The sequence below is a fragment of the Celerinatantimonas marina genome (genome assembly GCF_046054165.1).
GTDB lineage: Bacteria > Pseudomonadota > Gammaproteobacteria > Enterobacterales > Celerinatantimonadaceae > Celerinatantimonas.
In genome coordinates this window covers 68105-93136 of sequence record NZ_JBFNXK010000002.1, presented here as the reverse complement: position 1 = coordinate 93136, position 25032 = coordinate 68105, and the positions used below count along the sequence as shown (strand labels likewise).

Sequence of the window (25032 nt, the reverse complement as noted above, 5' to 3'; positions counted from 1 at the left end):
AGATTCAATCCGACATATTAACAAGACCATTCTAGCAAGTCCGCTATATTAACGCAGTTTATCTGATAGTAGGAGTCTTCATGGAGTTCAGCGTCAAAAGTGGTAGTCCGGAAAAACAGCGCAGCGCTTGCATCGTTGCCGGAGTTTACGAACCTCGCCGTCTTTCACCGGTTGCCGAACAGTTAGATAAAATTAGCGAAGGTTATATTAGTGCGTTGCTGCGGCGCGGAGATCTTGAGGGAAAACCAGGTCAGGTATTATTGCTCCATCATGTTCCGAATGTTTTAAGTGAACGGGTATTACTGGTTGGATGTGGTAAAGAACGTGATCTGGATGAACGTCAATATCGCCAGATTATTGAAAAGACCATTGCAACGCTTAACGATACGGGTTCAATGGAAGCGGTTTGTTTTCTCCCTGAATTACATGTCAAAGCTCGGGGAACCTATTGGAAAGTGCGTCAGGCAGTTGAGACGACACTGGATTCGTTATACACCTTTAATCAGTTGAAAAGTAATCCATCGGAAGTTCGTCGGCCTCTGCGACGATTGGTGTTTAATGTGTCAACCCGTCGTGAACTGGCATTAGGTGAAAAAGCCATTGCTCATGGTGTCGCAATTTCAACCGGGGTTCAGTATGCCAAGGATTTAGCCAATTTACCGGCGAATATCTGTAATCCGGTTTATTTGGCCGAGCAGGCTGAAACCTTGGCTGAGCATCCACATGTTAAATTCTCGAAAGTCGATGAAGCTCAAATGCAGCAGTTGGGCATGAATTCTTATTTGGCTGTCGGCCGAGGCAGTGCTAATGAATCGGTCATGAGTGTGGTTGAATATTGTCCACCGGGGCTGGAATCGCAGCCGCCGATCGTGTTGGTCGGCAAAGGGCTCACGTTTGATTCCGGCGGTATTTCAATTAAACCGAGTGCCGGAATGGATGAAATGAAATATGACATGGGCGGTGCAGCCAGTGTCTTTGGAACCATGCAGGCATTAATTCAGTTAGAGCTCCCATTACATGTTATTGGCGTCTTAGCGGGTTGTGAAAATATGCCCTCCGGGCATGCGTATCGGCCCGGGGATGTGTTGACGACGATGTCGGGACAGACTGTAGAGGTGTTGAATACCGATGCGGAAGGGCGTTTGGTTTTGTGTGATGCACTGACGTATGTGGAACGATATGAACCGGATGTGGTCATTGATATAGCCACTTTGACGGGGGCTTGTATTATTGCTCTCGGTCACCAGACTTCGGGATTGATGACGCCTCATAATCCATTAGCGCATGAAATTCTAAGTGCGGCAGAACAAAGTGGTGATAAAACTTGGCGTCTGCCTTTGGGCGATGAATATGATGAGCAACTGCAGAGTAATTTTGCTGATTTCGCCAATGTAGGCGGTCGTCCGGCAGGGTCGATTACAGCGGGATGTTTTCTGTCCCATTTTACCAAGAAATACACTTGGGCGCATTTGGATATCGCGGGAACGGCTTGGCAATCGGGACGTGCAAAAGGGGCTACTGGGCGTCCGGTGCCTTTGTTGACGCAATTTCTGCTGAATAAAGCAGGGATTGAACTCGAAGATTAATGCTCCTGTGTGTAGAATAAGAGCGCTTTTAGGCTCCTTGACTATATGAATACGATAAAATTTTATATTATGCCGGATTCTACAGCACTGGAGAATTCGTTATTTCTTCAGGCTGTTTGCCAGATTATTGCCCGCCATTATCATTTAAAAGAGCGGGTTTTTGTTTTGGCTGAAGATCAGCTTCAGGCTGAAGCGATCGATGAGTTGCTTTGGCAGATGGATCCGGATGAGTTTATCGCACATAACCTGGTGGGCGAAGGTCCTCGGGGAGGCGCTCCGGTTGAAATTGGGTGGCAGCCAAGTATGAATCGTCGAACAACGCTGATTCATTTACAACAAGCGGTTGCTCCAAATTTACAAAATTATCAGCATGTTGTTGATTTTGTTCCTGCGGATGAAGCAGGAAAGCAACAAGCTCGGGAACGTTATAAAGTATATCGACGGTTGGGTCTGACACCTCAGACTGAACCTTATCAAGATGATGTGGCTGATCCTTCGTGAGCGGCTGCAACCAGTAACATTTGAGTCAATTATCTAATGGAAAAGACCTACAATCCACAGTCAATCGAACAAGCGCTCTACCAACACTGGGAAGGGCAGGGGTATTTTAAACCTCATGGGGATACCAGCAAAGAATCCTTCAGTATTATGATCCCACCGCCTAATGTGACTGGTAGTTTGCACATGGGCCACGCGTTTCAGGATACCATCATGGATATCGTCATCCGTTATCAGCGGATGCAGGGAAAAAATACGTTATGGCAGGTCGGGACGGATCATGCAGGTATTGCGACTCAGATGTTGGTGGAGCGTAAGATCGATGCCGAAGAAGGTAAAACTAAACACGACTATGGCCGCGATGCGTTTATCGACAAAATTTGGGAATGGAAAGCTGAATCTGGTGGCAATATTACCCGTCAGTTGCGGCGCTTAGGGGCGTCGGTCGATTGGGATCGGGAACGTTTTACAATGGATAAAGGCTTTTCTGCGGCAGTGCAGGAAGTATTTGTCCGGTTATATGAAGAAGGTTTGATCTACCGGGGCAAGCGCCTCGTTAACTGGGATCCTAAATTACATACGGCTATTTCAGATCTGGAAGTCGAAAATAGAGAACAGATCGGTCATATGTGGCATCTGCGTTATCCATTGGCGGATGGGGTTAAAACGGCTGAAGGTCTTGATTATTTAGTTGTGGCGACGACGCGTCCAGAAACGATGCTAGGGGATACAGGGGTTGCCGTTAATCCGGAAGATCCGCGGTATAAAGATTTAATCGGTAAAGAAATTATTTTGCCATTGGTGAATCGTCGCATTCCAATTCTCGGTGATGAACACGCCGATATGGAAAAAGGCACCGGTTGTGTGAAAATCACACCGGCTCATGACTTTAACGACTATGAAGTGGGTAAACGTCACCAGCTGCCGATGATCAATGTACTGACATTGAATGCTGATATTCGTGATGAAGCGGAAGTCTTCACCTTTATGGGGGAACCTTCAGATGTTTACGACAATACGATTCCTGAGCCGTATCGGGGCATGGAACGTTTCGCCGCTCGCGATGCGATCGTTAAAGCCTTCGATGAAGCGGGCCTGCTGGTTAAAATTGAAGAACATCCAAACACCATCCCTTACGGCGACCGGGGCGGCGTGGTGATTGAACCTATGCTGACTGACCAATGGTATGTGCGAACTAAACCACTGGCTGAAGAAGCGATTCGTGCGGTTGAAGACGGCGATATTCAGTTCGTTCCTAAACAGTATGAAAACATGTATTTCTCGTGGATGCGAGACATTCAGGACTGGTGTATTTCGCGTCAGCTGTGGTGGGGACACCGGATCCCAGCTTGGTATGATGAAGCCGGAAACGTGTATGTCGGCCGTAGCGAAGACGAAGTTCGCAGCCAAAATAACTTGGATGGCAGCATCGCACTGCGTCAGGACGATGATGTTTTGGATACCTGGTTCTCATCGGGTCTCTGGACCTTCGGAACACAAGGCTGGCCGGAAAAAACGCCGGATTTGGCAACTTTCCATCCCAGTAATCTGCTGGTGACTGGTTTTGATATCATCTTCTTCTGGGTCGCTCGGATGATCATGATGACCATGCACTTTATGAAGGATGAGCAGGGGAAACCGCAGGTTCCATTTAAAACCGTTTATGTCACCGGACTGATCCGGGATGAAAACGGTGACAAAATGTCAAAATCGAAAGGGAACGTACTGGACCCACTCGATATGGTGGATGGTATCGATTTAGAATCGCTGGTGGTTAAACGTACGGCCAACATGATGCAGCCACAAAAAGCGAAGAAAATTGAGAAAAATACCCGGAAAACTTTCCCGGATGGCATTGAACCGCATGGGACGGATGCGCTGCGCTTTACTCTCGCTGCAATGGCTTCAACCGGTCGTGATATCAATTGGGATATGCACCGTTTGGAAGGCTACCGTAATTTCTGTAACAAATTGTGGAATGCTAGTCGTTATGTGTTGATGCAGGCTGAAGAACAAGATTGTGGTAAAGATGGCGGGGAGATGGTGTTTTCATTGGCAGATCGTTGGATCGTGGGCCAGTATCAGAAAACGATCGAAGCTTTCCGGGATGCTTTAGATAGTTATCGGTTTGATATTGCAGCCCAGACGATCTATGAATTCACTTGGAATCAGTTTTGTGACTGGTATTTGGAATTAACCAAACCGATTTTATTCAAAGGAAGTGAAGCGGAGCAGCGTGGGACGCGTTATACCTTAGTCACAGTTTTAGAAAGTTTACTGCGATTGATGCACCCAATTACTCCTTATATCACAGAAACGATTTGGCAGCGGGTTGCACCATTAGTGGCAGGTCAGTCTGGTGAAACCATTATGCTTAAAGCTTATCCAGAGTTTGATGCCAGTCAGGTGGATGAAATGGCAATGGCGGATCTGGAATGGCTGAAACAGTTTATTTTGGCAATTCGTAATATTCGTGGTGAGATGGATATTAGCCCGAATAAACCATTATCGGTATTGCTTCGATATGCCAGTGCGGAAGACTTGCGTCGGTTACAGGATAATCAGTCATTCTTGTCTTCATTGGCTAAACTAGAATCTATACAGGTGCTACAGGATCAACAAGATACACCGCTCAGTGCAACCGCACTGTTAGGTGAGATGGAGATTCTGATTCCAATGGCAGGCTTAATTGATAAAGATGCCGAGTTATCGCGTTTACAAAAACAGTTGGATAAAGCATCAAAAGATTTAGCTCTGGTGAGCAGCAAATTGAGTAATGAGAATTTTGTAGGTAAAGCTCCAGCACAGGTGATTGATAAAGAGCGGGCGAAACAAGCTGAACTGGAAATTACAGTTGAGAAGCTTCGTCAACAGCACGCCACCATTTCTGCGCTGTAAAAGTAAAGGCGGTTTAAGCCGCCTTTACATTTCATATTTCGGATTATTCAATAATTATGACAACAGTAGTTGCGAATGACGATATATTTAAAGATATTCGTCCGTACCATGATCAAGAAGTCCCGGCAGTACTGAAGCGGCTAGCTAATAATCAGCGTTTGATCTGTGCATTAGCTCAATTTAAATTTCCTCGTTTATATCGTTTTGTTCCAGGATTGACACGTTATGTGATCCGTCATTACCTGAATCAGTACGTTAAACAGGTGAAAGATGTGAATGATGTTCAGCTTCGGTTGACTTCTTATATCCGACGAACGATTGAAACGACAACGGATTCATTTACTTATGAAGGGCTTGGTCAGCTTGATGCGAGCCAGTCATATCTGTTTATTTCTAATCACCGTGATATCGTTATGGATCCCACTTTTGTGAATTATGCTTTGCATTTGGAAGGGTTTCCGACCGCACGTATTGCTGCGGGAGACAATTTATTGTCGGAGCAATATATCGGCGATCTGATGCGGTTGAATAAAACGTTTATTGTGAAACGTTCGATTAGTAATCGGCGGGAGAAATTAGCGGCACTGACTAAACTAAGTCAGTATATATCCAGTTCGGTGAAGGAAGGTTGCTCGATCTGGATTGCTCATCGCGAAGGCCGTTCTAAAGATGGAATTGATCAGACTGATTCGGCTGTGTTGAAAATGTTGCAGTTAGGCCAGCGGAGTGAAACAAAATCATTTGCTGAGGCCATGCATAACTTGAATATTGTTCCGGTGGCGGTGTCTTATCAGTATGATCCGTGTGATTCGATGAAAGCCCATGAATTATCGGTCAAAGCTGAAACGGGCGAATACACGAAGGCTCCCGGAGAAGATACCAGTAGTATTGTCACGGGGATTATGGGGCAAAAAGGGAAAGTACATGTGGCATTTGGGAAGCCATTATCTGTATTTTGTGAAGATGCTTCTGAAATGGCGTTAACAATCGATAAACAATTACATCGTTTGTATCAATTGCATGATACAAATTATGCGGCGGCTGCTTTGTTGGAAGGAAAAGCTGACTCAGCGATTAATGCTGATGCTTTAGCGCATATTCGGGCCCGTCTGGAAGGGTTGAATGAGGCTGAAAAAAGCCAGTTATTGAACATGTATGCCAACCCCGTTTTACAGAAAGAAAAGGCGTTAGCGGGTTGTGATGTAGAAAATTCAATAACGGCTTAGATATTTTGCCTTTACTGGCGACTTTGGATCTGAGCCTAATTGAGCTCAGGCACGCAATTGTATAGCTATATGACAGTTGTATCTGATATTGGATAAGTTGTGCTCAGATCTTGCTCAAGTTTGTTGGAAAATCCTCAATTAAAGTTACTTTGTCCCATATATAAATCGATACACCTCATCTGATTCAGCCGCAAAAAACGAGGATTCTTTTTATAGAACGTTGAATTTATTTTTGACATATAAATAGAATGACTTTTCTCATTTGGATATTATCTATTGATTTTTATAAATAATTATTAGAGGTTCATAACGGTGGCTAGAAATAGTTGCTAATATTTAGCAATCTATAAATTACAGAGGCAGGATATCTATATAGATTAATAGAATGATAATGATAATGATAATTATTTAATCTGATAGTTTATATTGCCTAAAAACTTTTATTGAAATGGTTGTGTCATTTAATTTAGAGCATCTTTATTTTATACTCTCCTAAAGGCATCTTTTTTTCGAAGAGTCTGATAATTACGTGTATGATATCGCCAATTTTTTAGTAAAAAGTTAAAGCAACTATTTTATATGCATTTAATGAATACTCGACTTTATAGAGTATTGTATTTTTTAAGAGAAGCTCATGACTGTACAAGTATCAGTGGCTATACCGGCTAAAAATGAACAAGGTAACATTGGTCCTCTAATAAAAGAGATTCACGCAGCATTAGTCGGGCGGTATCAATTTGAAATTGTACTGACTGATGATGGTAGTGATGATGATACGGTAAATGAAGCACTGACAACAGCAACTCAGCTAGGTTGTGCTTTGCATGTGGTCAGTCATGTTCAAAGTTGTGGACAAAGTACGGCTTTGTGTAGTGCGGTGAATTATAGTCAGGGCGAATGGATTGCGACATTAGATGCGGATGGACAGAATGATCCGGCTGATTTACCCGCAATGTTGGAACAGGCCGGAAAAATTGATAATCCGCATTTCTGTATTGCTGGCTATCGTAAAAATCGTAAAGATACGGCCTGGAAGCGATTCCAGTCTCGACTGGCTAATCGGGTGCGGCAGCGATTGTTGCACGATGGGGTTCCTGATTCAGGGTGTGGGTTGAAAGTATTCCCTCGGGCTACTTTCCGGCAGTTACCTTATTTTGATCATATGCATCGTTTCCTTCCGGCTCTCATTCGCCGTATCGATGGTGAAATTGTTGTTCATGAAGTTAATCATCGAGATCGGCAAATGGGTGTTTCTAAATATAATGCCTGGAATCGGATGTGGGTCGGAATTTCAGATATTCGCGGGGTTATGTGGCTGATTCGTCGGGCGAAGCATCCCCAGGTTAAAACGGTTCAATCGTCTAATTAAATATGAATTGGAAACGTGGGCTTAAGAGCCTGATATTAGTTGCTTTGTTAGGGCTCATTTTCGTTGAGATGGATAGCCCTTTATGGCATCACATTGCGGATCGTCACTGGATCGCCGATTATCTTTCTCAGGAAGGTTGGCTGGCTCGGGGATCATTACTGATTTTTGGAATTGTCTTTACGGGCATTGGTGGACCACGTCAGTTATTGGCTGCTTTATTTGGGTTTCTTTTTGGAGCGGTTGGCGGGATTGCGGCCAGTTTGTGCTGTAGTCTCTCCGGTGCCACCTTGGCTTATAGTGTCTCTCGTTTTGTCTTGTTTAATACGCTGCAAAAGCGTTTTGGTCGCAAACTTGAAAAATTCCAGCGATTAGTGGAGCATCAGCCATTTTTAAAAATTCTGATGATCCGGTTATTACCGGTCGGTAGTAACATTATCACCAATTTATTATCCGGATGTGTGGCTGTTCGGTTCATCCCTTTTCTATTAGGTAGCCTTTTGGGGTATTTGCCTCAAACTATCATTTTTGCTTTGGCTGGCGCGGGTGTCGGTAATGCGAGTCGTTACCAATTGATTGTGAGTGTTGCTCTGGGGGCAATTAGTTTTGCTGTTGGGATTTTGCTTTACCGGAGTCACCTTCAACGACGTGTTGAATCGATGATAAAGGAATAAATGATCATGCGTGTTAAGTCCATCCGAGAGGCATTCCTGAGTGATGATTATCGGCAGTCTTTTTTTTGGTTGTTATTCCTGTTTGCAATCGTGATGCTTGCGGGGGTGGGTTTTCGCTCGCCCTGGCCTGCGGATGAGCCTCGCTTCGCTGAAGCGGCTCGGGAAATGGTGACTTCCGGACACTGGTTTTTCCCTTTAAGAGGGGGTGAACTTTATCCGGATAAACCGCCCGTCTTTATGTGGTCTATCGCGTTGTTTTACGCGCTGTTCGGAAACATGAAAATAGCATTTATGTTACCGAATATACTCATTTCATTGGTCACGTTTTGGTGTGTATTTGATTTAGCGGCTAGGTTCTGGAATGTCCGAGTCGCTCGATATGCTGCTATTGCGCTGTTGATTGCTCCCCAGTTTATGCTCCAAGCCAAATCCGCACAGATAGATGCGATGGTGACCGCTTGGATTACCATCGCCATGTATGGCTTTATGCGACATTTTTTTATTAAACCGTCTTGGTCTTGGTATTTTGTTGCTTGGGGGATGATGGGGTTAGGCATTATTACCAAAGGGGTTGGTTTTTTGCCTATTTTTGTGTTTATTCCGGTTCTCGGGTTACATTTCTCTCGGCGTTATTCTTTTGGTAAGGCCATTGACTGGAAGTTATGGTTAGGTCCACTAGCCATGTTGGTTGTGATTGGATGTTGGTTGGTTCCGATGGTCTATATTGCCAATCATAGCGGCAATGCCGATCTGATGGCTTATAAGAATGATATTTTATTCCGGCAAACCATGAAGCGTTATGCAGACTCGTGGACACATCTCCAACCTTGGTATTATTTTATTCTGCGATTCCCATTGCTCTGGTTCCCATTGCCTTGGTTATTACTCAGTAAATCTTTTTGGAAATCATTGGACCCTCGTATTGTCACTCTCTTGATATGGGTTGTTTGTGTGATTGGGTTCTTCAGTTGTTCACCCGGTAAACGAGAAGTTTATATTCTACCGGCACTACCGATGTTAGCTGTTGCGGTGGCTTATTCGTTGGCGACTAATCCAATGACTCAATGGCTGCGCTGGTTAGTGAATGGTTTGATGGGGTTCGTTTCAGTGCTTATGGTGATTTTGGGAGTCTTAGCGCTGTTACATATTCCGGCTATTGTGAAACTTGCCGCGAAACAGAGTCTCGAACCTGAACAGTTAAATGATTTTGTAACTTCTTTTGGCTGGATGGCATTGATTGGTGGTGGGGTTGCTCTGGGGGCTCTGATAAGTTTTCGTCGATACTCTACCTTGTTACGACTCTCTGTTATTTCAGTTTGGGGATGGTTGTTGTTTGGTTTGGTAGGATATCCTGTTTTGGATCCTATTCGGACGGCGGCGAATCCGATTATGGAAAAAGCGGCTGAAGCGATTGGCCCGACGGGTGAATTAGCTTTGGTGGATTTCAAAGAGCAATTTTTGTTGGCATCGCCAGTTGATCTCACCCAATTTAGTTATTTAGCCAGTCGTGATGATCAAGAGCGTAATGCTTGGTTGTGGATGAAAGCTAAAACAAATCGTTTTGTGCTTATTCCGGATGGTCCTGCAACGTGTTTTGACCTGTCTCAGGCAACGTTGTTGGGGCATGGATATCGGCGGACTTGGCTGCTCGTCGGTGAGCAGGCGATGCAACCGCAATGTGCACAGCCCGAACAGATTGTTCAGTATCATATGAAAGCACATTAGATTTGTTATCTCGATGAGTCTGTAGCCGGTTAAAACTCCCGTTGTTATTGGTATTAACTATAACGGGAGTTTTTTAATGCTCACCTAAATCAGCAGTGGCTATAGTAATTTTGATACCACTCTACAAAGTTTTGAACCCCTTGTTGAACTGAAACTTGAGGGTGATAGCCAACGGCTTTAAATAGATCTTCTGTATCAGCCCATGTTGAATAAACATCACCTGGTTGCATCGGCAGCATATTTTTCTGTGCGGGTATTCCTAGTGCTTGCTCTAGAGCTTGAATAAATTCCATTAATTCTACAGGGCTGCCGTTTCCAATATTAAAGATTTGATAGGGAGCGGTGCTCGTTGCAGGACTGTTTAGGCGAGATGAGTCGGTGGAAATGCCTGGAATATGCGATTGGACTCGAAGGATCCCTTCGACAATATCATCGATATAGGTAAAATCTCGACTGAGTTTCCCGTGGTTGTATACATCAATGGGTTGATTAGCCAGAATCGCTTTGGTGAATTTAAATAATGCCATATCCGGGCGTCCCCACGGACCATAAACGGTAAAAAAGCGCAATCCAGTAGTTGGGATCTGATAGAGGTGCGAATAGCAATGAGCCATCAGTTCATTGGATTTTTTGGTTGCGGCATAAAGTGATACCGGATGGTCAACCGGATCCTGAGTCGAAAATGGCATTTGCTGATTCAGACCGTAAACGGAGCTGGATGAGGCATAAATCAGGTGTTCAATATGCTGCTGGCGACACCCTTCTAGGATGGTTAAAAATCCGATGAGATTACTATCGGCATAGGCCAGAGGATTTTCCAAAGAATAGCGCACACCCGCTTGTGCGGCGAGATGGATCACCCGGTTAAACTGTTCATTTTGGAATAACTCAGCAATCGCTTTTCGATCTGCCAGATCTAGTTTTTTAAAGGTAAACAGAGATTGATTGGCCAGTTGTTTTAATCTGGATTTTTTAAGCTCAACATCATAATAGTCATTCAGATTATCAATACCAATGACCTGATGGCCCTGTTGAACTAACTTTTGGCTAACTTGGGCCCCAATAAAACCGGCAGCTCCTGTGACTAAATATTTCATGGCGCTCTCTTTGATGTAAAATAACTTGAGATAGGTACCATCAAACTGAAGGAAGTATCTATCCGTCTCATTATATTAAAAATTTACTATGTTTTGGGTTATTTAAAACATAGAATTCATCGATTTGGTTTCTGTATTGAGGAATATCTGTGAACTGGCAAGATTTGATTGCCCATTATGGGTATCTGGCGATTGTAATAGGTACCTTCTTCGAAGGGGAAACAATTCTAATTATCGCTGGGGCATTAGCCCATCAAGGCTATTTAGGGCTGCCTGAAGCGATTGGTGCTGCATTTGTGGGAACATTGGTCGGTGATCAGCTTTACTACTATATCGGTTACCGAAAAGGTCTGGATTTCATCCGTCGACGAGAAAAATGGCAGCGTAAGTCCGAGCGAATTTTCAAATTACTCAAACGGCATCAAATTTTATTAATCCTTGGGTTTCGGTTTCTTTATGGGATCCGAACGATTACTCCCTTTGTTTTAGGTGCCGCCGGCATCAAACCGGCTAAATATGTTCCTTTAAATTTGCTGGGTGCGGCAACATGGGCCGTTGTTGTCGGTTTACTTGGTTATTGGTGTGGACATGCATTAGAGTTATTTTTAGTGCATTTGCACCATTATGAAGGGATCGGAATTGTCGGTATTTTTATCGTATTGATTGCCATTGGTTTTATTTACTACAAACGAGAAAAAAACTATAAGTTATAATTAATATTTTATTATAACTATATTCTCTAAAAAGCTCGGGGAATGTATTTTAAAGTTAAAATTATAGGCTTTCCCCTATGGCTTTTTGTCATTAAAAATAGCTAAAATCTGTTCCGTGAGTTGTTAATCGTTTGTTTATACCCTTATTTAAATACTTCAATCAGTCTCTGTCTAATATGGCAAAAATATTGCAGGACAGTGCTGTTGTTAGCGTTGCTTTGCGTTGGAGATAACTATGCCTAAATCATGTTTCCGGGGGGCTTCTGGAGTGTCAGTCGCTGTTCGACCTTGTTCACCTACTGGTAAATCTAAAAGTGCCTTGCCTAAATTAGGCACCGATATGCACAAAAAAACGAATGTAAAGAAGTAGAGTTCAGTTCAGAAGAACTTTCAACTCCAGAAGAAGTTTCGAGTGAGTATGAGTCTCCTGAGCTGACAACCCTCTGATTGAAGTTAAAAAATGGAGCATAGGCTCCATTTTTTATGCAATGAATGAACGATACAAAGCTGATGAGCAGAATTTTCATATGAAAATACCGGTAAGACCGGTATTTTATCAATCAAGTGTATAGCGTCTATTAGTTAATAATCAAAATCGTCATTGAATTCAAAACTAGAATCGATCGATTGTAACTCCTGTTTTAATCTCATGCGTTCTTTAATTGTTTCAATTTCTCTCCAGCGACGTTTTTTACCATTTTTAGAGGTTTTCACTGGTTCACTGATCACTAAATCATCGAAGTCTAAACGTTCCATAGAGCATCCCCTCCAGGTGATTGACAGTCATTTCTTACCATAGACCTATTTAAAGTAAAACGATTCTTTTGCAATTTCTTTACAATGGATTATTTTTTCTAAGGGTGAATTCATCCAATATGGCTGTATAAATAGCATCGATAATAAAGTATGAATTTATTTGGTTATTTATATATCAATATATTCTTCTGGAATGATGGGATTGTATGAAAATAATCCAGTGTATTATTTTTCATAAAAGCGAAGAAAATAAATTTCTGGTTAGCATCGGCCATTGGTGGTGTGATAGATGGTGATAAGAAATGATTTTATTTGGATTAGAACTTATCAGGATGGGGAAAGCGCTTAGAAAAGCGCTTTATTTCATTAAAGTGGTTGTTCAGAAGAAGGTTCGCTAATCATTTTTTGGATTTGTTTTTCAAAAGCTTTCAATCGCTTATAAATAGACATTAGTTCAACGATCGTTGTCCATGAATACACCAAAAATTGAAATGATTCTTCAACTTTGCCAAAGGCCCTTAGAATTTGCTGCAAAATACCTAGGGTAATGGCACCCGCAACAATGGTTGGCCCCATAAAAATATAAGGAAGAATAGTGGTGTATTGGAGATAAGACCATTTGGCAATATCAAAATAGAGATAGTGCTTATAGAGCGTGAAGTAATTTTTACGAATATGGGTAAAGAGCTCTTTTGTGGTTTCTGGTTGAGCTCTTTCCTCATGATCTTCACCAAAAACTAGTTCTTTTCGGTAAGCTGCTTCAACTTTTTGATTTTTGAATTCTAGCCCTGGAAGGCGCATTCCGACAGCCGCAAGTAACACGGTACCAAATAGTGCAGAAAGAATCGCTAGGTAAATTAAGGAGTGAGGAATAGGCCCAATCCAGGGCAACTGGGTTACATGTTTGGAAAGCTCCCATAGAATTGGTAAAAAGGCAATGAGAGTCATCAAAGATTGCATGAAGCTGGAACCTAAGCCTTCGACAATCCGGGCAAAACGCATGGTATCTTCTTGAATACGTTGGGAAGCTCCTTCTATATGGCGAATCTGTGTCCAATATTGCATATAGTAATCATTCATGGCTGTTCGCCAACGAAAGACATAATGCCGGACAAAGAAATCTAGTAATACAGCAATGATGATGTAGACGGAGACGATGTTGAAGAATTGAATACATCCAGCTAAAAAATCATGGAAAGTGACTGCATTGGGTTTAGAAAGAGCTTTTTGTACTAAATTGTAAAAGCTGCCAAACCATTCATTGACCCGGACATCAATTTCGACTTTGTACCATGTCACGGATAAAATCAAAATCGAACCGAGCAAGGACCAATGCAGCCATTGCTTTTGTAGAAAAAAAGAACGAAACATTCAGATACCTGTCGTGTAATTACATCTAATTTATATATCGAGTCATCCTGACGAAAATAAGTTCCCTCTATGAGGATGATATTTGTAAATTTACATTTCAACGAGGAGAGTTATTAAACGTACGAGATACCCTACCATATTATCAGGATTGCGTTAACTGAAGGTTCAAGCAAACTACTTTGATAGAATAGATACGGGTAGATCGGGTCTACCGATAGTTTTGATTATCGGTGAAAGCAATGATGTTTAAGTCTGAGATGCATACCATGATTCGACGATAATGACGGCACTTTTACTATCGACAGCTCCTTTATTTAATGCGGCGTAACCGCCTCTGGCAAAAAGGTCCGAACGGGCTTCAACACTGGTCAATCGTTCATCCTGAAATTCAATGGGTAACCCAAAACGACCATGTAATCGATTTCCGAATTTTTTAGCTCGTAACGTTAACGGTTGTTCACTGCCATCCATATTCAGAGGTAATCCGATAATTAATCGTTCAGGTTGCCATTGTTCGATAAGCCTTTGGATGGTTTCCCAATGAGGGATCCCATCTTTGGCTTTTATTGCGGAGAGGGCACTGGCACTGCCAGTAATCGGATTTCCAATTGCCACTCCGATTGAACGCGTTCCAAAATCAAAGCCGAGAACTGATTCCATAAGTTTCCTAAGCATGGCCTACTTCAGTTGCGAGTTGCCATGGCTCAAATCCTAGTTGACGCGCAGCAGCATCCCATCGCTGATGAGTGGGTGTATTAAAAATAATATCGGGATCAGCTGGAATATTAAGCCATGCATTGGCGGCAATTTCCTGCTCCAATTGCCCGGCTGACCATCCGGCGTAACCTAATGTGACCAAATAATGTTCAGGTTGTTTTTCGGTCCCTAAAGATGAGAGCACATCTTTAGAGGTTGTGATCATCAACTGGTCTGAAAGAGACAGACTGCTGTTGAATCCCGTTTTCGGGGTATGCAGTACGAATCCGCGTTCCTGTGCGACAGGCCCCCCTTGATAAACGTGGTGCCCAGCCAAGGTTTTTAAGTCCTGGCTGGCATCCATGAGATCAATTTGAGTCAGTAGTGAATCAATCGTCAGATCAACTGGAATATTGACGATAAGTCCCATTGCTCCGTCTTGATTGTGCTCACAGACATAGACGACCGCTTGTTTAAAAAACGGATCGGTAAATCCAGGCATCGCAATCAAAAACTGGTTTTGTAAATTTTCCATTGCTACTCCTTTTATATTTTACGCTTGCTAAATTTTAGCTAGACGATTTTCAATCGCTAACATTAATTGTTCAGCAATATCAAAGTGATAAGCCTTTTGGATCTCTCGGATACAAGTCGGGCTGGTCACATTAATTTCTGTTACTTTATTACCAATAATATCAAGCCCAACAAAAATCAGGCCTTTTTCTTTTAATACAGGGCCAATCGCTCGCGCTATTTCCCAGTCTGATGCACTTAACGGCCGAGCTTCACCTCGTCCTCCAGCGGCCAGATTCCCTCGGGTTTCGCCTTCAGGGGGGATCCGCGCCAGACAATAGGGCATGGGTTCACCATCGACGATTAAAATACGTTTATCCCCGTCTTTAATTTCGGGAAGATAGGTTTGAACCATGCAATATTGAGTCTGCTGATGGGTCAATGTTTCAATGACTACGGATACATTAGCATCATCAGGTTTAAGTCTGAAAATGGATGCACCACCCATGCCATCAAGCGGTTTCATGATGACATCATGGTGTTTATGGTAGAACGCTTTTAAGCGTTCAGCACTTCGGGTGACTAATGTCGGCGGGGTGAATTCACTGAACCACGCTGTAAATAATTTTTCGTTGGCATCTCGCAAGCTTTGGGGCTTGTTGACAATTAAAGTTCCCTGATCTTCAGCTCGTTGTAACATATAGGTCGCATAGATATATTCCGTATCAAAAGGCGGATCTTTGCGCATTAAGATGACATCTAGTTCATGTAACGGTTGATCCTGAGCCGGGGCAAGTTGATACCATTGCTCAGGGTCGTCAGCCACCGTCAATTTAGCCATATGACCAAATGCAGTTCCGTTTTCTAAATATAGATCAGCCATTTCCATGTAATACAATTCATAGCCACGACTTTGGGCGGCAAGTAGCATGGCTAGACTGGTATCTTTTTTGGTATTGATGGTTTGAATGGGATCCATCACTATACCGAGTTTGATGCTCATTAGGCTAAATCTCCAAATTGACACTGCAAAGCGGTAATTGCGGTTAGTGCTGCTGTCTCGGTACGTAGTATTCGGGGGCCCAGTTGAATTTCTGAAAAATCATGCAGACTACACTGGCTAATTTCTTCAGCACTCAGTCCGCCTTCGGGGCCTATCAGTAATCGAATACCGTGTTCGGGTTTCGGCATACTCTTTATGGTATATGGGGCCAAAGGGTGTAAATTCAACTTCATTTCTAAAGTTGCTTGTTCGATCCACTGTTCCAGAGGCATAACCGCATTCACTTTGGGTACGATTGAACGGCCACACTGCTCGCAAGCACTAATAACAATTTTTTGCCACTGAATTTGTTTTTTTTCAAGGCGTTCTGCATTGAGTTTTACGCCACATCGTTTACTGAATAACGGGGTGATTTCATTCACGCCTAATTCAACGGATTTTTGCAGTGTAAAATCCATCTTATCACCGCGGGAAATGACTTGTCCGAGGTGAATAGATAGGGGGGATTCCACTGCAGTATTGGATTGTTTTACACCGATTTGTACGATGACTTTTTTCTTTTGTAGTTGTTGAATTTGGGCATCGTAGTTATAACCATCACCACAAAATAGAACTAAAGGATGTTGTTCTTCCAGACGCAATACGCGACCTACATGGTTGGCTGCATCGTCAGACAGTTCTATTAGTTGGTGTTCTAAAAGTGGTTCCGGGTGAAAGATTCTTGGAACTCGCATAAATATCTCCTTCATGATGCGAGCAGCATACGTAATTTCGAAAGTCAGAACAATCGGATTAAGAAGAGTGCAACGGTGTGAGCAGCTGATGACAATCACGGCACTGGTATTGCCGTCCACGTTGTATGGCTCGATGTCTACGAATACTGAGTTGGTAAGTCCGACAACGACAGTGATAACAAAATGTTGGGCCGCTGACGGTGGCAATATCATAGTGATGAAGTCTGGATGCCGGAAGATGGAATCCATTCGCCATTAAATCCTGCCACTCCTTTCCGTGAGGTCGAACATGACCATAATGTTGATAGACGGCCCAATGGGCGATCTCATGCGCTGTGGTATGAATTAGAAAATGTTCATGATTTTCATGGTATAAAACTGGATTAAAACGTAGTTGTGATCGCTGAAGATGAGCCTGTCCCGCCGCTTTTCCCCGTAAATCTAGACGAATGTCTGGGATGGTTAAATCGCATTTCAAATACTGTTCAGCTTGTTTGAGGTAGTTTAAACAAGCGGCTAAAAGCTCTTGCATGGTATTCACCGTCCACAGAATTGTGTGATGTTACGTCGTGATTTTGAATACTGATGTAACATCAGTGCATCCCGTTATAGACTTATTTATGCCATCGTCGCATACGATAATTATAGAAATGATCCCATTGGTCATGAATTTTCCGCAATCCTAACCATCGCCAGTGCATGGCTAGTTTGATGAACTGTCGGTATCCAAGGCCATCCATTAGATAAAGATGATAGCTTCCATTCTCCTGTTGTTGACAGGCGATGTTGGAGTCTCTTAGGTCGGAAGCAAAAATAAAATTATTGGCTAAATAGTCCCGAAGTTGATACAAACTAGGTGTTAAATCTTCGAGTGTTGTTTCTCCCCGTTCCAATAAATTGGCAATGGACGGCAAGGGGTGGCCTTGTTGGTTTTGGAGTAATTTAAAGGTAAGTCCTCGGCCTAGATTAGTTTGAACCCATCCGAAACAGCGGGGAATATGTTCCCAAGGGACCCCTCTTTTTTCCAGATGGTGATAGTATCGGAAATCATTTTTATTTTGATCGTCTTTGCTCTGAGAGTGAGAAATTTTGATGCATCGGCTCGAACAAGTTGGATCGATATAGCAAGCTCGCTCAGAGCCTTTACCAATGAGTAAAGAATCATCTAGATATATCATATATATGCATGTCACTAATGGTAAAATTAAAATATTAATTATAATTTAGAGTGAGTCCCTTTCGATGCTTGAACGCGATTCAAGGCTCAGTGTGAGCATTATGAATGTTCAAGCACTGCGACGGGGTGATCATTGGATGATGATGTTATGTTCACCAGCCAGTCATCGCTTAGTTTAACTGTTTTATGACACCTATCTTCAGGTTCTAAACTGCGTTGGCTTTGATAGGTCGTCATCTTTTGTTTACAAAGAATATCAAGGACTCGTTGGATTCTAGCATAGAAGAATACAGTGGGATTATAGCTATAATATATGACATAGCCAAATGATAATAAGAGTCATTTGGCTTGCAGCGCTAGTGAAGAAATTCTGACTAAATGGTTTTGTATGCCCTTTAGTCAGAAATCAGAGCGTATGATTATAGTTTGGCCGCATCGCGTAACAATTCGGCTTTATCTGTTTTTTCCCAAGGAAATTCTTCTCGACCAAAGTGGCCATAAGCCGCTGTCGGCTGATAGATAGGCCGTTTTAAATCCAACATTTCAATCAGACCATATGGACGAAGATCAAAATGCTGGCGTACTAGCTGTACCAGTTGTTCGTCGGCGATTTTCCCGGTGCCAAAGGTATCAACACTGATGGATGTGGGTTCGGCAACGCCAATGGCATAAGAAACTTGAATTTCACAACGATTTGCAAGTCCTGCGGCCACAATATTTTTCGCAACATAACGAGCGGCGTAAGCAGCACTACGATCCACTTTCGATGGATCTTTACCGGAGAACGCGCCACCACCGTGACGAGCCATACCACCATAGGTATCGACAATGATTTTCCGGCCGGTCAATCCACAGTCACCCATGGGTCCACCGATCACGAAACGCCCGGTTGGGTTAATGAAGAATTTAGTATTTTTGTTTAACCATTCTTCAGGAAGAACCGGTTTGATAATGGTTTCCATCACGGCTTCGCGTAATTCTTCCTGACTGACAGCTTCACTGTGTTGTGTGGATAGGACAACAGCATCAATTCCGGCAATTTTGCCATCTTCATAGGCAAAAGTGATCTGACTTTTAGCATCCGGACGTAACCAAGGAAGTGTTTTATCCCGGCGTACTTGAGATTGCCGCTGGACTAAGCGATGTGCATAGGTGATGGGCGCAGGCATTAAGACATCGGTTTCATCCGTAGCATAACCGAACATTAACCCCTGATCACCAGCCCCTTGTTCTTTAGGATCGGCGCGATCAACCCCTTGATTAATATCGGGTGATTGTTTCCCGATCGCGTTTAATACGGCACACGAATCTGCATCGAATCCCATGTCAGAGCCCACATAGCCGATCTCTTTCACTGTATGTCGAACTAATTCTTCAATATCAACCCAGGCCGATGTGGTGATTTCACCACCTACTAAAACCATGCCCGTTTTGACAAACGTCTCACAAGCGACTCGTGCCATTGGATCCTGAGTCAGGATAGCGTCAAGAACTGCATCTGAAATTTGATCCGCAATTTTATCAGGATGACCTTCAGAGACAGATTCCGATGTAAACAGGTGTTTAGCCATAGAAAACTCTCTTTTAGCAAAGATAGAATGATTTAGATGTATGACCATCTGGACGTCTATTCTAGGAGAGGTCGGAATTTTTTTCCAGTGTTTTATTGATGTTTGTGCTATACAGCTAGCCGGAGTTCTCCGACATGTCGTTTCATAAGCATGACGCGAAAGCTACCTTGGCAGGTAGCTTTTAGCATGTGGTCTTAATGGAGAATGCCTGAGTTTAAGCGTCGCTTGATGGATTGGCGCTGGCATCGGGTTTAACAATATCTTTGGCAGCCGGTTGCCGGTTTTCTTTGTTTAACAATGATTGTTTAAGTAAGGCGGAGTACAGAGGACTTCCTCCTAGAGCTTGAGCAATAAAGGTTGCGCCAAGACAGGTCATAATCAAGGGAAGAATTAACTGATAGTTATCGGTCATCTCAACCACGAGGATAATTCCGGTGACCGGAGCTCGAACGGTTGCAGCAAATAAGGCCCCCATTCCGGCGACAGCGTAAACACCGGGTTCTGAAACTAACCCTGGGAACAAGCCGGCGGCGATGGTCCCATAAGCGAGTCCGAGTAAGGTTCCTAATGTTAGCATTGGGGCAAAAACTCCACCGGGAGCACCCGAAGAGAAGCAGCCTAGTGTCGCTGCTAATCGGAGTAAAAATAGGAGTACCATGATGCTCCAAGCCATGGGTTCACGGACAAATTCCGTAATATGGCCAATCCCCCCTTGAGCTAGTGAAGGGACGTAAAGTTGGAAAAATGCAAATAAGGCTCCAAAAATAGCACCAGTGATCGTGACTCGAATTAAATTATTTTTATGGTAGCGTTTGAAAAAAGCGGTTAATTTTAAAACCCAATTATTGAAGTTGATCCCGATAATCCCAAAGATGATCCCTAGTAATAAAAACAGCCACAAAGAAGCCAGTGGTGGGACCTTATAGTTGGGAATATCCATCACCGCTTGTTGCCCATGAAAATAGCGCAGGACAATAGTCGCCATAAGCGAAGCCAACGTGACACATTTAAATGAAGTGATGTTGTAACGGAATTGAGGGCGCATCTCTTCGATGATAAAGAGGATCCCTGCCAGTGGCGCATTGAATGCCGCAGCAAGGCCTGCTGCGGCACCCGCAGCGGTTAAAACGTGAGTGGCGTGCTGATAACGTTTTGCTGCACTGGCACACATACGGCCGACGGCTCCACCAATTTGAACGGATGGACCTTCACGACCTAAAACCATTCCGGAGCTTAATGTGAAAGCACCCGCAATAAATTTAGCCGGTAGTACACGCCACCAGCGAATATCATGTAACCCATCCAAAGCACCTTCAATGTGGGGGATCCCACTTCCGGAAATTTCTGGAGCAAAGCGGGCGGTGATCCAAAAACCTGCTGCTGCAATGATGGCTCCGGCCAAAATCACAAGTAATGCCGTGATACCATGTGGAAGATGCCAAACATCAAAAAAGTGAATTCGGTAGCTACTGAGGGAGCCAATTGCCTGCTCGAATAAAGAAACGACTAATCCGGCGATCGCTCCAACAATAGCCGATAGAGACAGCAGAACCATATAGTCTGCCTGAGTGGTAAATATTTTTGGCGTGACGCGATGTTTGAGTAGTCCACCCTGAAAAAAGCGGAAATTAGGTGACTTGGGCATTTGGTTTAATACCTACAGTGAATTGTGATTTAGGTCAATGAAAGTGATGGATAGCTTATGGCCCCAATACTTTTATGCTATGACAAACATCAACAATTTTTCAGCTTTATGAATGAAATTTTAACGAGAGCTTTTTACTTGGAAACACATCAATTAATAATAAAAAGATCAATTAAATAGTCATGATATTACTGACGAATCCATCCATAATTATGAAGCCAAACCGCATCAGCCATAGACCGATTATGGGAACGGTATGGTTACGTATTTTAGACTTTTCCATGAAAACGACAGACTTCAAGTAGGATGGAGTTATATCCTGGAATGAATTCTCGTGGCCATGAGACAGGATGTTTGTCACTGCTGTTAGGATACAAAGATGCTGCTTAGAAAACAAGCATCGTCACTCATGTAACAAATTAATAACACTTATCAATTGGCGTAATCGTCGGAAGGTTATAGGATGAACACAAATCTTCATCGTGTGTGATGTATGGATAAAATTGCCTTATTGCTGTTGAGATCTGTTATCCAAGGTTTTTTGCTATAAAACGAGCATTTTGTGGATATTCATATTGAGTCAATTCAGGTAGTTTGTGACAATAGACAAACATATAGAGCACAATTCTTACTCAATCAATTCAGGAGAAACGAATGTCTTCCCGTCGACAGCTTGCGAATGCAATTCGAGCTTTAAGTATGGATGCCGTGCAAAAAGCTAAATCCGGGCATCCAGGTGCCCCTATGGGGATGGCTGATATTGCTGAAGTTTTATGGCGTGACTACCTAAAACATAATCCTCAGAATCCGAAATGGGCAGACCGAGATCGTTTTGTTTTATCGAATGGTCATGGTTCAATGTTACTTTATTCACTATTGCATTTGAGCGGTTATGATCTGCCTATTGATGAACTGAAACAGTTCCGTCAATTGCATTCGAAAACTCCGGGTCATCCCGAATATGGCTATACCGCTGGGGTTGAAACCACAACTGGACCATTAGGCCAGGGGATCACGAATGCGGTGGGTATGGCACTTGCCGAAAAAACATTAGCGGCTCAGTTTAACCGCGATAATTTTGATATTGTCGATCATTTCACTTATGCATTTTTAGGTGATGGGTGTTTGATGGAAGGTATTTCTCACGAAGCCTGTTCATTAGCCGGAACTTTAGGTCTGGGTAAACTCATCGCATTTTATGATGACAACGGAATTTCAATTGATGGGGATGTCGAAGGTTGGTTTACAGATGATACCCCTAAACGGTTTGAAGCGTACGGCTGGAATGTCATTCCTGCTGTAGATGGTCATGATAGTGATGCTATTAGCGCTGCGATCCAAGCGGCCCGGGCTGATACCTCAAAACCAACATTGATTTGCATGAAAACCGTGATCGGTTTCGGTTCACCGAATAAATCGGGATCTCATGACTGCCATGGTGCCCCTCTGGGAGATGATGAAATCGCTGCAACTCGTAAAGAGTTGGGATGGAATTATCCTCCATTTGAAATCCCTGCCGATATTTATGTACAGTGGGATGCCAAAGAAAAAGGATCACAGGCTGAGCAGCAGTGGAACCAGTTGTTTGCAGCTTATAAAGCTCAGTATCCTGAACTGGCCGCTGAATTTACCCGTCGTATGAATGGTGAATTACCTTCAGATTGGCAGAGCTTTGCGGATCAATACATTAGCGAGTTGCAACAGACACAGAAAAAAGTTGCTACGCGCCAGTCTTCTCAAATCGTTTTGAATGCTTTTGGACCTAAGTTGCCTGAATTATTAGGGGGGTCGGCTGATTTGGCGCCTTCTAACCTCACGATTTGGTCTGGTTCGAAATCGATTACTCATGATGATGCTAGTGGTAACTACATGCATTATGGGGTTCGGGAATTCGGTATGTCAGCCATGATGAATGGTATGGCTTTGCATGGTGGCTTGGTGCCTTACGGTGCAACATTCCTTATGTTTATGGAATACGCGCGTAATGCGGTTCGTATGGCGGCTTTGATGAAAGCGCATTCGATCTTTGTTTATACCCATGACTCCATTGGATTGGGTGAAGATGGACCGACTCACCAAGCGGTTGAACAAACCTCTACACTGCGTTTGATCCCGAATATGAATACATGGCGTCCTTGCGATACAGTCGAATCAGCTGTGGCATGGCGTAGTGCTATTGAACGTACTGACGGTCCGGCCGCTTTGATTTTCTCGCGTCAAGGCTTAGAACCTCAACCTCGAGATGCGCAGCAGCTAAAAGATGTGGCTCGTGGTGGTTATGTTCTAAAAGATTGTGCAGGCACTCCGGATTTGATTTTGATCGCAACCGGATCTGAAGTTGAGTTGGCTGTTGCTGCGGCTGCCAAATTAACAGAGCAGGGCAAGGCGGTTCGTATTGTTTCTATGCCATGTACCGAAATATTCGATAAACAAGATGATGCTTATCGGGAATCAGTTCTGCCTTTAGCCGTACGTAAACGCGTTGCTATTGAAGCGGGTATTGCTGATTTTTGGTTCAAATACGTTGGCTTTGACGGCAAAGTGATCGGGATGACCACTTTTGGTGAATCAGCTCCAGCCGGTGAACTGTTTAAAGAGTTTGGTTTCACTGTAGAGAATGTTGTTGCTCAGGCAAATTCGTTGTAATCATCTCAATGCTTAACTAGATCATAAAAACCTCGACGTTCGGTTGGGGTTTTTTTTTGGAAAGAGGATGAAATGGGCAAAATTAAAGTAGCCTTGAATGGATTCGGTTCTATGGGGCATTGTCTGGTCCGGGCTTTATATTCAGAAAAATATCGTCAGCAATTTGAATTAGTTGCTATCAACGAATTGATCAATCCTGAATCGATTGCCCGGCAACTGCAGCATGATGCGATCCGTGGCGATGTGCCTCATCCCATTTCATTACAGAATAATCGCGTTCAGATAGGTTCGTCTGTCATTGAGTTATTTGCATGTGCTGATCCGAAGCAGCTCAACTGGCGAAGGTTGGAAGTTGATATCGTCATCGATTGTAGCTCTGTTTTTTGTCGTCGGGAGCATGCGCAATGGCATATTAATGGCGGGGCCCGTCGCGTACTCTATGCTCATTCTGCTGATTCTGATGTTGATGCTACTGTTGTTTTTGGAATTAATCAGCATATGTTAACTTCTCGTGATCGGATTGTATCTAGTGGCAGCTGTATCTCGAATGCGATGATCCCGGTAATTGATGTATTGGATCGAGCCTTTGGGGTAAAATGTGGTAGTATTACTACAATTCGTTCGACCGATTTTGAATCGTCGGAAGGAAATGAGGTGTTGGGTCATGGCTTTCAGTTAAGCCAGGCGGCGGGTGTATCGGTAATTCCGGTTAAATCGGGGTTATCTCGCGAAATCGAAAGAGTTTTGCCCAAATTTAAGAGTAAATTTGAGGCAATTGAGCTCCGGAGCCCGGCTCAAAATGTAATTACTCTGGATTTATGTGTAACTGTGTGTAAAAAAGTTACAGTTTCTGATGTAAATCAAGCCATACAGGCTGCCACACAGGGTACATTACAGGGTATATTGAATTATACTGAGAAGCCGTTGGTTTCGATTGATCTCAACCATAATTCCTACTCCTGCATCGTGACCGGAAGTCAGACCCACGTTAGTGATAAGACGTTGGTAAAAGTGTTGAGTTGGTGCGGTAATGAGTGGGGATTTGCCAACCGTATATTAGATACGGCTCAGTATATGGCAAATTTGTAATCTCTTTGGCGGTAGAACCAAAGGTAATGGCTTACTTCTAATATCATA

General features: G+C 43.3%; 22 protein-coding genes. 11 read left to right on the top strand and 11 right to left on the bottom strand.

Features of this window, described 5'->3' with window-relative positions:
* The first annotated feature begins 80 nt into the window (after positions 1 to 80).
* The 7 genes from pepA to ABUE20_RS02785 all read left to right on the top strand — a co-directional run bounded on the left by pepA (position 81) and on the right by ABUE20_RS02785 (position 9973).
* Entirely contained in the window at positions 81 to 1586 is a 1506-nt protein-coding gene (gene pepA / locus ABUE20_RS02815) for a leucyl aminopeptidase (RefSeq protein WP_408618316.1), read from the top strand.
* 45 nt (positions 1587 to 1631) lie between these two features.
* Positions 1632 to 2087 (top strand): DNA polymerase III subunit chi, encoded by a 456-nt coding sequence (locus ABUE20_RS02810; protein WP_408618315.1) that lies wholly within the window; start codon positions 1632 to 1634, stop codon positions 2085 to 2087.
* Between the two features lie 36 nt (positions 2088 to 2123).
* Complete coding sequence (locus ABUE20_RS02805) at positions 2124 to 4982, top strand: valine--tRNA ligase (RefSeq protein WP_408618314.1); 2859 nt, start codon at positions 2124 to 2126, stop codon at positions 4980 to 4982.
* A gap of 56 nt (positions 4983 to 5038) precedes the next feature.
* Positions 5039 to 6208, top strand: a complete 1170-nt coding sequence (locus ABUE20_RS02800; protein WP_408618313.1) for a 1-acyl-sn-glycerol-3-phosphate acyltransferase — start codon at positions 5039 to 5041, stop codon at positions 6206 to 6208.
* Between the two features lie 634 nt (positions 6209 to 6842).
* Positions 6843 to 7577: a glycosyltransferase family 2 protein gene (locus tag ABUE20_RS02795; protein WP_408618312.1), complete on the top strand. Its 735-nt coding sequence runs from the start codon at positions 6843 to 6845 to the stop codon at positions 7575 to 7577.
* Positions 7578 to 7579: 2 nt separating this feature from the next.
* Positions 7580 to 8248, top strand: a complete 669-nt coding sequence (locus tag ABUE20_RS02790) for a TVP38/TMEM64 family protein (protein WP_408618311.1) — start codon at positions 7580 to 7582, stop codon at positions 8246 to 8248.
* 6 nt (positions 8249 to 8254) lie between these two features.
* Positions 8255 to 9973 (top strand): ArnT family glycosyltransferase, encoded by a 1719-nt coding sequence (locus tag ABUE20_RS02785; RefSeq protein WP_408618310.1) that lies wholly within the window; start codon positions 8255 to 8257, stop codon positions 9971 to 9973.
* A gap of 89 nt (positions 9974 to 10062) precedes the next feature.
* Here ABUE20_RS02785 and ABUE20_RS02780 read toward each other — a convergent pair whose 3' ends face one another.
* Entirely contained in the window at positions 10063 to 11070 is a 1008-nt protein-coding gene (locus ABUE20_RS02780; protein WP_408618309.1) for an NAD-dependent epimerase, read from the bottom strand.
* A 149-nt stretch (positions 11071 to 11219) separates the two neighbouring features.
* Here ABUE20_RS02780 and ABUE20_RS02775 point away from each other — a divergent pair, with 149 nt between their 5' ends.
* Positions 11220 to 11783, top strand: coding sequence for a DedA family protein (locus ABUE20_RS02775; RefSeq protein ID WP_408618308.1), 564 nt, complete (start codon positions 11220 to 11222; stop codon positions 11781 to 11783).
* Between the two features lie 235 nt (positions 11784 to 12018).
* Entirely contained in the window at positions 12019 to 12153 is a 135-nt protein-coding gene (locus ABUE20_RS02770) for a hypothetical protein (RefSeq protein WP_408618307.1), read from the top strand.
* A gap of 212 nt (positions 12154 to 12365) precedes the next feature.
* On the opposite strand, the gene ABUE20_RS02765 is transcribed toward ABUE20_RS02770, so the two are convergent.
* The 10 genes from ABUE20_RS02765 to clcA all read right to left on the bottom strand — a co-directional run bounded on the left by ABUE20_RS02765 (position 12366) and on the right by clcA (position 21249).
* A complete protein-coding gene (locus ABUE20_RS02765; protein ID WP_408618306.1) occupies positions 12366 to 12539 on the bottom strand; it encodes a DUF3545 family protein in 174 nt (57 codons plus the stop codon).
* A gap of 366 nt (positions 12540 to 12905) precedes the next feature.
* Positions 12906 to 13910 carry a peptide antibiotic transporter SbmA gene (gene sbmA / locus ABUE20_RS02760; protein WP_408618305.1) on the bottom strand — a complete coding sequence of 335 codons (1005 nt, stop codon included), beginning with the start codon at positions 13908 to 13910 and terminating at the stop codon, positions 12906 to 12908.
* 246 nt (positions 13911 to 14156) lie between these two features.
* Positions 14157 to 14570 (bottom strand): Holliday junction resolvase RuvX, encoded by a 414-nt coding sequence (gene ruvX / locus ABUE20_RS02755; protein ID WP_408618304.1) that lies wholly within the window; start codon positions 14568 to 14570, stop codon positions 14157 to 14159.
* Between the two features lie 7 nt (positions 14571 to 14577).
* Entirely contained in the window at positions 14578 to 15141 is a 564-nt protein-coding gene (locus ABUE20_RS02750; RefSeq protein ID WP_408618303.1) for a YqgE/AlgH family protein, read from the bottom strand.
* Between the two features lie 27 nt (positions 15142 to 15168).
* Positions 15169 to 16122: a glutathione synthase gene (gene gshB / locus ABUE20_RS02745; protein WP_408618302.1), complete on the bottom strand. Its 954-nt coding sequence runs from the start codon at positions 16120 to 16122 to the stop codon at positions 15169 to 15171.
* The gene (gene rsmE, locus ABUE20_RS02740) at positions 16122 to 16856 is read right to left on the bottom strand and encodes a 16S rRNA (uracil(1498)-N(3))-methyltransferase (RefSeq protein WP_408618301.1); all 735 of its coding nucleotides are present in this window, start codon (positions 16854 to 16856) and stop codon (positions 16122 to 16124) included. The genes gshB and rsmE overlap by 1 nt, the downstream gene beginning before the upstream one ends.
* A 58-nt stretch (positions 16857 to 16914) precedes the next feature.
* Entirely contained in the window at positions 16915 to 17388 is a 474-nt protein-coding gene (locus ABUE20_RS02735; protein WP_408618300.1) for a SprT family zinc-dependent metalloprotease, read from the bottom strand.
* A gap of 82 nt (positions 17389 to 17470) precedes the next feature.
* Positions 17471 to 18034, bottom strand: a complete 564-nt coding sequence (locus tag ABUE20_RS02730) for a YrbL family protein (protein WP_408618299.1) — start codon at positions 18032 to 18034, stop codon at positions 17471 to 17473.
* Between the two features lie 418 nt (positions 18035 to 18452).
* Positions 18453 to 19604, bottom strand: coding sequence for a methionine adenosyltransferase (metK, locus tag ABUE20_RS02725; RefSeq protein ID WP_408618298.1), 1152 nt, complete (start codon positions 19602 to 19604; stop codon positions 18453 to 18455).
* 214 nt (positions 19605 to 19818) lie between these two features.
* Positions 19819 to 21249, bottom strand: a complete 1431-nt coding sequence (gene clcA, locus ABUE20_RS02720) for a H(+)/Cl(-) exchange transporter ClcA (RefSeq protein ID WP_408618297.1) — start codon at positions 21247 to 21249, stop codon at positions 19819 to 19821.
* Between the two features lie 654 nt (positions 21250 to 21903).
* Here clcA and tkt point away from each other — a divergent pair.
* The gene (gene tkt / locus ABUE20_RS02715) at positions 21904 to 23895 is read left to right on the top strand and encodes a transketolase (protein ID WP_408618296.1); all 1992 of its coding nucleotides are present in this window, start codon (positions 21904 to 21906) and stop codon (positions 23893 to 23895) included.
* A 72-nt stretch (positions 23896 to 23967) separates the two neighbouring features.
* Positions 23968 to 24984 (top strand): glyceraldehyde 3-phosphate dehydrogenase NAD-binding domain-containing protein, encoded by a 1017-nt coding sequence (locus tag ABUE20_RS02710; protein WP_408618295.1) that lies wholly within the window; start codon positions 23968 to 23970, stop codon positions 24982 to 24984.
* Positions 24985 to 25032: the final 48 nt, after the last annotated feature.